Annotated in this window: 8 protein-coding genes; 4 read left to right on the top strand and 4 right to left on the bottom strand. The window is 70.1% G+C overall.

Going from position 1 to position 8998, the window contains the following annotated elements; all coding sequences use genetic code 11:
- Position 1: 1 nt before the first annotated feature.
- The 3 genes from QTI45_RS05705 to QTI45_RS05695 form a co-directional block, all read right to left on the bottom strand.
- Complete coding sequence (locus tag QTI45_RS05705) at positions 2-517, bottom strand: GlcG/HbpS family heme-binding protein (RefSeq protein WP_286367800.1); 516 nt, start codon at positions 515-517, stop codon at positions 2-4.
- 132 nt (positions 518-649) lie between these two features.
- Positions 650-1273 carry a response regulator transcription factor gene (locus QTI45_RS05700; protein WP_286367799.1) on the bottom strand — a complete coding sequence of 208 codons (624 nt, stop codon included), beginning with the start codon at positions 1271-1273 and terminating at the stop codon, positions 650-652.
- Positions 1274-1331: 58 nt separating this feature from the next.
- Positions 1332-2837 (bottom strand): sensor histidine kinase, encoded by a 1506-nt coding sequence (locus tag QTI45_RS05695; RefSeq protein ID WP_286653755.1) that lies wholly within the window; start codon positions 2835-2837, stop codon positions 1332-1334.
- A gap of 218 nt (positions 2838-3055) precedes the next feature.
- Here QTI45_RS05695 and QTI45_RS05690 point away from each other — a divergent pair, with 218 nt between their 5' ends.
- From QTI45_RS05690 to QTI45_RS05680, 3 genes are read left to right on the top strand one after another with little or no spacing between them, the layout of a single operon-like run.
- A complete protein-coding gene (locus QTI45_RS05690; protein ID WP_286653754.1) occupies positions 3056-4849 on the top strand; it encodes an ABC transporter ATP-binding protein in 1794 nt (597 codons plus the stop codon).
- Between the two features lie 7 nt (positions 4850-4856).
- The gene (locus QTI45_RS05685; RefSeq protein WP_286653753.1) at positions 4857-5888 is read left to right on the top strand and encodes a phospholipase D-like domain-containing protein; all 1032 of its coding nucleotides are present in this window, start codon (positions 4857-4859) and stop codon (positions 5886-5888) included.
- A 6-nt stretch (positions 5889-5894) separates the two neighbouring features.
- Positions 5895-6584, top strand: coding sequence for a hypothetical protein (locus QTI45_RS05680; protein WP_286653752.1), 690 nt, complete (start codon positions 5895-5897; stop codon positions 6582-6584).
- Between the two features lie 12 nt (positions 6585-6596).
- Here the strand turns inward: QTI45_RS05680 and QTI45_RS05675 are convergent, their stop codons facing one another.
- Positions 6597-7535 carry a LysR family transcriptional regulator gene (locus QTI45_RS05675; RefSeq protein ID WP_286367794.1) on the bottom strand — a complete coding sequence of 313 codons (939 nt, stop codon included), beginning with the start codon at positions 7533-7535 and terminating at the stop codon, positions 6597-6599.
- A gap of 118 nt (positions 7536-7653) precedes the next feature.
- Between QTI45_RS05675 and QTI45_RS05670 the strand changes: the two genes are divergently transcribed.
- Positions 7654-8988, top strand: a complete 1335-nt coding sequence (locus QTI45_RS05670; RefSeq protein WP_286653751.1) for a DUF3100 domain-containing protein — start codon at positions 7654-7656, stop codon at positions 8986-8988.
- Positions 8989-8998 lie beyond the last annotated feature (10 nt).

Raw genomic sequence — 8998 nt, 5'->3', positions numbered from 1 at the left:
ATCAGCCGAGCTGGGCCTTGATCTTGTCAAGCGCCGAATTGGCGCACTGCTCGTCGAGGTGGCCGCCCGGGGCGCCGCCGACGCCGACCGCACCGATGACTTCGTTGCCCGCCTTCACCGGCACGCCGCCGCCGAGCAGCAGGAAGCCCGGAATGTTCACGAGGTTGGCGGCCGCGGGGTTCTTCTGTGCGTTCTCCATCATCGCCAGGGTCGGCGCCTTGGCCGAGGCCGAGGTCCAGGCCTTGCGCTCGCTGGCGGCCAGGGTGTGGGAGCCGGCATTGTTGGCGCGCTGCACCGCGCGCACGGTGCCGGCGCGGTCGACGACGGTGGCGGCGACCGCATAGCCGTTGGCGGCGCAGGCGGCGACGGCGGCTCCGGCGATCTCGTTGGCCAGTTCGAGCGACATGTTCTTCTCGGCGCGAACCGACGGGCTCGGCGCCGCGGTCTGGGCCTGCACGGCCAGGGCGGAAGCGGCGAGCAGGACGGCGAGGCTGCCGAGGCGAAGGGACGTTTGCATGGAGTTCTCCGAATGGGTTGGGGATCAAGGCGCCGGCACATCACCGACGGCTTCGCCACTTTAGGAAGCTCCGCGCCTGCCGGCCATTCGTACGGCTACCCGCGCGGCTCCGTAGAACTACGGAGCGACCGCTCAGCCCCTGGCGTCGACCAGCCCGGCATAGCGCCGGATCAGCTGCGCCAGCGAATCGCAGTCCAGCTTGGCGAACAGGTTGGCCCTGTGCGTCTCCACGGTGCGCGGCGAGAGCGCCAGCGCCCGCGCGATCTCCTTGTTGGTGAGGCCGGCGACGATGAAGCCCAGCACTTCGCGCTCGCGCTCCGACAGTTGCGCGAAGCGCTCGCGCGCCGCCTGGTCGGCCTGCGTGCGCTCGCGCGAATCGACGTGCCTGCGCACCGCCTGCTGCAGCGCTTCGAGCAGTTGCTCATCGTCCACCGGCTTTTCCAGGAACTCCGCGGCGCCGGCCTTGAAGGCGCGGCGGCACATCTCGACCGTGCCGTGGCCGGTCAGCATGATCACCGGCTGGTCGACCCCTTGCGCCATCAGCGTGTCGAGCAGCGCGAGCCCGCCGATGCCGGGCATCCGCACGTCGAGCACGATGGCGCCGATGCCGGCGCGGTCGAAACCGTCCAGGAAGGCTCGCGGATCGGCCCAGGTCTGGGTCCGCAGGCCGACCGTGCCGATCAGCAGCGCCAGGCTTTCGCGCACCGCCTGGTCGTCGTCGATCAGGTGGATCAGCGGGGACAGCGGGCCGCTCATTCGGCAGCCTCCGTGCTGTGCACTGCGGCGCGAGCGCCTTCGGGCGGCCGGGCGGCGCTCATTCGGCAGCCTCCGTGCTGTGCACTGCGGCGCGAGCGCCTTCGGGCTTCGCCAGCGGCAGCCGCAGTGTGAAGCGGGCGCCGCGCGGCTCGGCAGGCGCCACCTCGAGCGAGCCGCCCATGCCGCTGGCCAGCGTCTCGGAGAGGCTCAAGCCGAGCCCGAGCCCGCCTTCGCGCGTGCTGAAGAAAGGTTCGAAGACCCGCGGCAGGGCTTCGGCCGACAGCCCGGGTCCGTTGTCGATCACGCCAAGCACGCCGCGGCCGGCCTCGATGCCGATGCTGAGGCGCAGGCGGCGCTCGGCGGGCGGCGACCCGTCGAGCGCCTGCAGCGCGTTCATCAGCAGGTTGTGGACGATCTGCTCCAGCGCCACCGGATCGGCCAGCACCAGCACGGACGAAGGCGCGGCGTCTTCGACGACCGGCGCCACCGAACGCCGGGCCAGCTCCGGCGCCAGCAGGTGAAGCGCGCTGCGCAGCGCCTCCTGGAGCGCCACCGCACGCACGCCAGCCTGCCGGTCGGGCCGTTCAATGACGCGCCGCAGCCGGCCCACCACGTCGGCGGCGCGGCGCGCCTGCTCGGCCGCCTGCTTCATCGCCGCCCGTGCCGTGGCCAGTTCGGGCGGCTCGTCGGCCAGCAGGCGCTGGGCTGCCTGGGTGTTGGCCAGCACCGCGGTCAGCGGCTGGTTGAGTTCGTGCGCCATGCCGGCCGCGAGTTCCCCCAGGGCGTTGAGCCGCGCCACCTGCCCGAGACGCAGCAGCTCCTCGGCGCGGCGGCGCGCGATGCGCTGGCGCCGCAGCGCATAGGCGCCGCCAAGCGCCACGCCCATCGCGACCGACCAGGCCGCCATCGCGGCCCAGGGCAATTCGGTCCAGGCGACCCGCCGTGAGGCGACCAGCTCGAAGGCCTGGCTTTCCGAGGCCAGCTGCTTGCGGAAGTCGAAGTGCCAGCCGCCCGCGGCGGCCGCGGCGCCCGGCTGCACCACGAAGCGCTGGCCCGCGTGCTCGAGCGTCACGCGCACCGGGCTGGTCTTCGGGTCCATCGGCCAGTCGCGCCAGGGCACCGCGGTGGCGAGGTCGATCGCGAGCGCATAGCTGACCGGCCGGGCCCCGACCACCAGCCGGTAGCGGCCGCTGGCGAAGTCGTCGGCGACGAACTCGGGGCGCTGCAGTTCGCGCGAGCGCGCCTCGGCCGGGCCGAGCGAGGGTTCCGGCCAGGCGCCATCGGCCTCGCGCCGTTCGACATCGAGGATCGAGGGATAGACCGAAGGCAGCCGGCGCTCGGAGCGGGCGGCGCCCGGCACCGGCTCGAGCAGCGCCAGCGTCGCCAGCACGGCGTCGTACTGCACCACCTGCTGGCTCATGAGCCGATGGGCGATGCGGCCGTTGACCTCGAAATCCTCGCGCAGCTGCCGCAGCTCGCCACGCGCGAGCCAGAGCGCACCGCTGCCGGCGACCAGCAGCCATGCGAGCCACCAGCCCCCTTGCGTACGCAACCATTGCCTCATGCCCGAATTGTGCCCGGGCGCGCGAGCGCCCTGCCTGCGCTTGCATTGGCCGCGGCCCTACGCTCACAATCCCAGCAGTTCGCAGGGCCCCTGCACTTCCAGCCTTCCGCATGTCGACACCCCATCCCGCAAGAGCCGAAGCGCCGGTTGAAACTCAACAGCCCCAGGCCTCGGCCACCAGGGTCGCCAGGCACACCGCCGAGTCGCCGCGCCGGGACATGACGCGCCTGGTGCTGGGCCTGGTCAAGCCCTACCGCGGCTGGCTGGTGATCGTGCTCGCCGCCATGATGGTCGAGATCCTCATGAGCCTGGCCGCGCCCTGGCCCCTCAAGCTGGTGCTCGACGATGCGCTCGGAACGCACCACCTGCCCTCCTGGCTCGACTGGGCGCACCAGCTCGGCATCGGCCGCCACACGCTGGGCGTGGCGCTGTTCGCCGGCATCGCGACCCTGGCGATCGCGGTCATCGGCGGCATCGCGAGCTACATCGACAACTACTACACCACCAGCATCGGGCAGTGGGTTGCCAACGACCTGCGGCTGCGCATCTACGAGCATCTGCACCGGCTGTCGCTCGCCTACTACGACACCGCCAAGACCGGCACCCTGATGTCGACCATCACCAGCGACGTCTCGACGGTGCAGGCCTTCGCCTCGTCGTCGACGCTGTCGATCGTGGTGGACATCGTCACGATCGTCTTCATGCTGGGCCTGATGTTCTGGCTCGACTGGGACTTCACGCTGATCGCGATCGCGGTCATGCCCTTCCTGCTGCTGTTCGTGTTCCGCTTCAAGAAGGCGGTCAAGGACGTCACGCGCGATGTGCGGGCGCGCCAGAGCGAGATCGTCGCGGTGGTCCAGGAAGGCCTGGGCTCGGTGCGCGCCATCAAGGCCTTCGGCCGCCAGGACCTCGAAGTGACGCACATGGCGGCCGCCAGCCGCGCCAGCACCGAGGCCGCGCTGCGGGCGCGCAAGATCAAGTCGCTGCTGTCGCCGGTGGTCGCGGTCGTGGTCGCGCTGTGCACCGGCATCGTGCTCTGGAAGGGCACGGCGCTGATCATCGCCGGCACCATGACGGCCGGCGCCCTCACGGTCTACCTCGCCTACCTGAGCAAGTTCTTCAAGCCGGTCAAGGACCTGGCCGGCATGGCCAGCACCATCGCCCAGACCACCGTCGCGCTCGAGCGGATCCAGAAGATCCTCGGCGCCGACGACATCATCCGCGATCGCCCCGACGCCATCGATCCCGGCCGCGCCAAGGGCGAGATCACCTTCGAGCACGTCGCCTTCGGCTACGGCGACGAGGCCCCGGTGCTGCGCGACGTCAGTTTCACGATCAAGCCCGGCCAGGTGGTCGGCATCGTCGGGCCGACCGGCAGCGGCAAGTCGACCGTCGTGAGCCTGATGCCGCGCTTCTACCAGCCGACCGGCGGACGCGTGCTGATCGACGGCATCGACATCAGCCTGCAGAAGCTGGTTGCGCTGCGTTCGCAGATCGGCTTCGTGCTGCAGGAGACGGTGCTGTTCCGCGGCACCATCGGCGAGAACATCGCCTACGGCAAGCCCGGCGCCACGCAGGAGGAGATCGTGGCCGCCGCCAGGCTCGCCAATGCCGACGAGTTCATCAGCCGCATGCCGCACGGCTACGACTCGCTGGTCGGCGAGCGCGGCGACACGCTCTCGGGCGGCCAGCGCCAGCGCATCGGCATCGCGCGGGCGGTGATCCGCAACAGCCCGATCATGATCCTCGACGAGCCGACCGCCGCCCTCGACACCGAGTCCGAACGGCTGGTCATCGAAGGACTGGAGCGGCTGATGCAGGGCCGCACCGTGATCATGATCGCGCACCGCCTGAGCACGCTTCGCAACGCCGACAAGATCATCGTGCTGAAAGACGGCATCGTGGTCGAGGAAGGCACCAACGACGAACTGGTCGCGCAGGGCGGCGTCTACGCCGAGCTGCACCGGATTCAATACGACACCCCGCCGGCCACCGCGGCCGCGCCCGCCTGAGGAAATCATGTCCCACAGATTGATCGTTCTGCCCGATGACACCGCCAAGCCGATCCTCGATGCGATCAATTCGGCCAAGCTGGCGCTGAACATCCGCATGTTCCTGTTCACCGACGAGACGCTGCTCGGGGCGGTCATCGCCGCCAAGCAGCGCGGCGTGAAGGTCCGCGTCATGCTCAATCCGGCGCGCCGCACCGGAGAGACCGAGAACGAGGCATCGCGCAAGGCGCTGGTCGAGGCCGGCATCGAGGTGCGCGACAGCAACCCGAAGTTCGACCTGACGCACCAGAAGTCGATGGTGGTCGATCACCAGACCGGCTTCGTCGAATCGCTCAACTGGGAGCCCAAGGACCTGACCGAGACACGCGACTACGCGGTCGTCACGACGCACGACCTCGAGACCCGCGAGATGGTGGCCTGCTTCGATGCCGACTGGGCGCACGAGGACTTCACGCCCCACCCCGAGTCGCGCCTGATCTGGTGTCCCGACAACGGCCGCCAGCGCGTGGCGGCCTTCATCGACGGCGCGCAGCACTCGCTGTGGGTGCAGAACGAGCGCTACCAGGACACGGTGATCATCGAGCGCCTGGTGCGCGCGGCGACGCGCGGCGTCAAAGTCCACATCCTGACCAAGCCGCCGCATTCGCTCAAGGCCGAGAAGCTGATCGAGGGCGTGGGCGGGCTGCGGATCCTGCAGGACGTGGGCGCCAAGGTGCACACCATGAAGCACCTGAAGCTGCACGCGAAGATGATGCTGGCCGACGGCAAGCGGGCCATCGTGGGCTCGATCAACCTGGCGCCGGGCAGCTTCGACGGCCGGCGCGAACTGGCGATCGAGACCGACCACGCGGGCACGGTGCAGCGGCTCGAGGATACGGCGCGCCGCGACTGGGAGTCTTCGCACAAGATCGACCTCAGCGACGCCGGCCTGCTGCACGACCTGCAAAAGCGCCAGCTCGATCCGAGCAAGCTGGTGCTGGACGGCGGCGACACGCCGGTGGCGGCGGACAAGCCGAAGAAGCACAAGGCGAAAGGCTGAGTCGCCATGAAGCGCAGCAGCCTCGCGGCGGCGTGCCTGCTGGCGGCCAGCGCGGCGCAGGCTGCGGCCGACGCCGAGTTCGCGGTCCGCTGGGACCCGGCGGAAGGCGGCCCGGCCACGATCGAGGCGGTCGCCGAGGCGCTGCGCCTTCCCGAAGGCAAGCGCAAGAGCTTCGAGGTCCGCTACTTCAGCATCGTGCAGCCCGCCGATGCGCCGCCGGGCGCCAGCGCGATCGCCCGCGAGCGGCTCTCCGGGGGCCAGATGGAGTCGATGTACAAGCTGCGAAGCCCCGTCGCCTTCCCGTCGCAAGGGGCGCAGGCCGACTGGCGCTGCCCCTTCAAGGTCGATGCCAAGCGCCAGAAGGAGGTCGACATCGGCTGGAGCGCCGAGGGCGTGACCAAGACCAACTACTCGCGCAGCTGCGCGGCCGACGGCCGCATCGCCGACCTGCTGCCGGCGCGCTTCATGGCCAAGCCGCTCGACTGCAGCAGCAGCATGTTGCGCATGAGTTCCCGGGGCATCAAGATCGAACGCTGGAGCCTGCCCGGCGGCCGGCAGGCCTTCGAGGTGTCGACCAACGGCAAGGACACCGGCGCCGAGCGCAAGGCCTTCGCCAGCGGTGTGGTGCAGCCGTTGATCGCGCGCGGCGCCAGGCCGCTCCAGCAGAGCAAGACCCAGCTGGGCAGCGCTTGCTGACGCCCTGAGGGCTCAGCCTGCCGGCTCCCGCGCGGCCGCGCCCATGGTGCCGGCCATGTCGCTCACGATCAGGCGCAGCAGTTCCGTCGCGGCGGGTGCCAGCATGCGGCCGTGGCGCGAGATCACGTGCGACCGGCCCTGGTGCAGCAGCGGGTTCTTCATCGGCAGCTCGGCCACCGCCGCCGTGTCCAGGTGCGGCGGCAGCGACATGCGCGTGCTCAGCGCGTAGCCCAGCCCGGCGACGACGAAGTAGCCGAGCGCGCTGAACGAGGTGGTGGTCAGCAGGGTCGGCAGCCGCACGCCCTCGCCGATCTCGGCCGCCTCGATGTGCTGGCGCACCCCGAAGCTGCGCTGCAGCGTGGCGCCCGGATAGGGCATCAGGTCGGCCAGCCTCAGCGGTCGGCCCAGCCGCGCCAGCGGATGGGTCGCGAGCACCAGCGCCTGGATCGGCTGCGGGTGCGAGTGGTGCGAGCGCAGGCGCTCGTCCCGGGGCGGCTGGAACAGCAGCCCGATGTGGGCACGCTCGTCGATCACGCGGCGCACGATCTCGTCGCTGCTGCCGACCTCGAGCGACACCGTGATCGCCGGATGAGAGCGCATGAAGGTCTGCAGGCTGTGGCGCATGAGCCAGTCGATGTAGCCCTCGCCGGCGACGATGTCGATGTGGCCCCGCTCGACCTTGCGGATGGCGTCCATCTGGGCCAGCAGGTGCTGCTTCTGGCTCTCCTGGCGGCGCAGGTAGACAGAGAGCAGTTCGCCGGCGTCGGTCGGCGCGACCCCGCGGCCGCGGCGCTCCAGCAGCAGCGTGCCGCATTCCTTCTCGAGCAGGCCGACGGCCCGGCTGACCGCCGACGGGTCCATGTCGAGCACCTCGGCGGCGCCGCGGACCGAGCCGCTTTCGAGCACCTGCATGAAGTAGCGCAAGCGCCTCGTGTCCAGCTTGTCGTCCATGTCCTCACTCCTGGAGTGTTGCATTCAATGCAACAAAGATCCTGAATTTTAGTCATTGATGCAATGACTTCTTTCTTTGAGACTCGCTGCATCCCATCGCAGAAGAGATCGAAGCCCCATGACATCCGCCACCGCCGCGCTCGCGCCCGAAGCGCTGGACTCCACCGCCCGCGACAAGCTCAAGCTGGTCGTCGTGGCCCTGGTCGTCGTCACCATCGCCGAGCTGATCGGCTCCGCGCAGTTCAAGCTGGGCCCGGGCAAGGTGGTGCTGCTGCCGATGCTGTGGGCCCTGCTGCTGGCGGCCGCCTGGGGCATCGCCGCGCGCCGCACGCCTTCGGCGCTGCGCATCCACACCGGCCTGCAGTCCTACGCCGGCGGCCTGCTCAATGCCGGGCTGCTGCTGTTCATCGTCAAGCTCGGCTTGACGGTCGGCTCCGCCCTGCCCTACGTGCGGCAGGCCGGCTGGGCGCTGGTGTTCCAGGAATTCGGCCATGCCTTCGGCACCCTGGCGCTGGGCCTGCCGCTGGCCCTGCTGCTCGGCATCAAGCGCGAGGCGGTGGGCGCCACCTTCTCGGTCGGCCGCGAGGGCAACCTGGCGATCATCGGAGAGAAGTACGGCATGGCCTCGGCCGAGGGCCGCGGCGTGCTGGCCGAGTACATCACCGGCACCGTGCTCGGTGCCCTCTTCATCGCGGTCCTCGCGGGCTTCGTCACCAGCCTCGGCATCTTCGACCCGCGCTCGCTCGCGATGGGCGCCGGCGTCGGCTCGGGCAGCCTGATGGCTGCCGCCATCGGCGCCATCAGCGCCCAGCAGCCGCCCGAGATGGTCAAGCAGCTGACCGCGATCGCGGCCGCCTCGAACCTGCTGACCACGGTGGTCGGCTTCTATTTCACGCTGTTCCTGTCGCTGCCGCTTTGCTCGTGGCTCTACGGCAAGCTCGAACCGGTGCTCGGTCGCTTCTCGAAGCGCCAGTCGGCCGATACCGCCTCGCTCGCCGGCGTGGCCGGGGTCGCCGCCCCGGAACTTCGGCTGGTCGACAACCTGGTCGCCTGCGTCCTGATGGCCGGCGGCGTGATGATCGGCAACCTGCTGTCGTTCAAGGTGCCGATGCTGCAGTCGCTGGCCGGCATGCTGGCCGTCATCGCCGTGGTGCTGGCGGTCGGGCTGGTCAAGCGCCTGCTGCCGAGGATGCCGATGGTGCTGGTGCTTTCGCTGGTGGCCACGGTGGTCGGCATTCCGGGCCTGCTGCCGTTCTCCGATGCGCTGATCGCGCTCACCGCCAAGCTCAACTTCCTGGCCTTCACCACGCCGGTGCTGGCGCTGGCCGGCTTCTCGGTCGCCAAGGACCTGCCGATGTTCCGCCAGCTGGGCTGGCGCATCGTGGTGGTCTCGCTGACCGCCACCGCCGGCACCTTCCTCGGCGCGACCCTGATCGCCGAATTCTTCCACTGACCCCATCGAG

It is taken from the genome of Variovorax saccharolyticus (genome assembly GCF_030316765.1).
GTDB lineage: Bacteria > Pseudomonadota > Gammaproteobacteria > Burkholderiales > Burkholderiaceae_C > Variovorax > Variovorax saccharolyticus.
The sequence above is the reverse complement of the archived record's forward strand: the minus strand, read 5'-3'. Positions and strand labels throughout refer to the sequence as shown.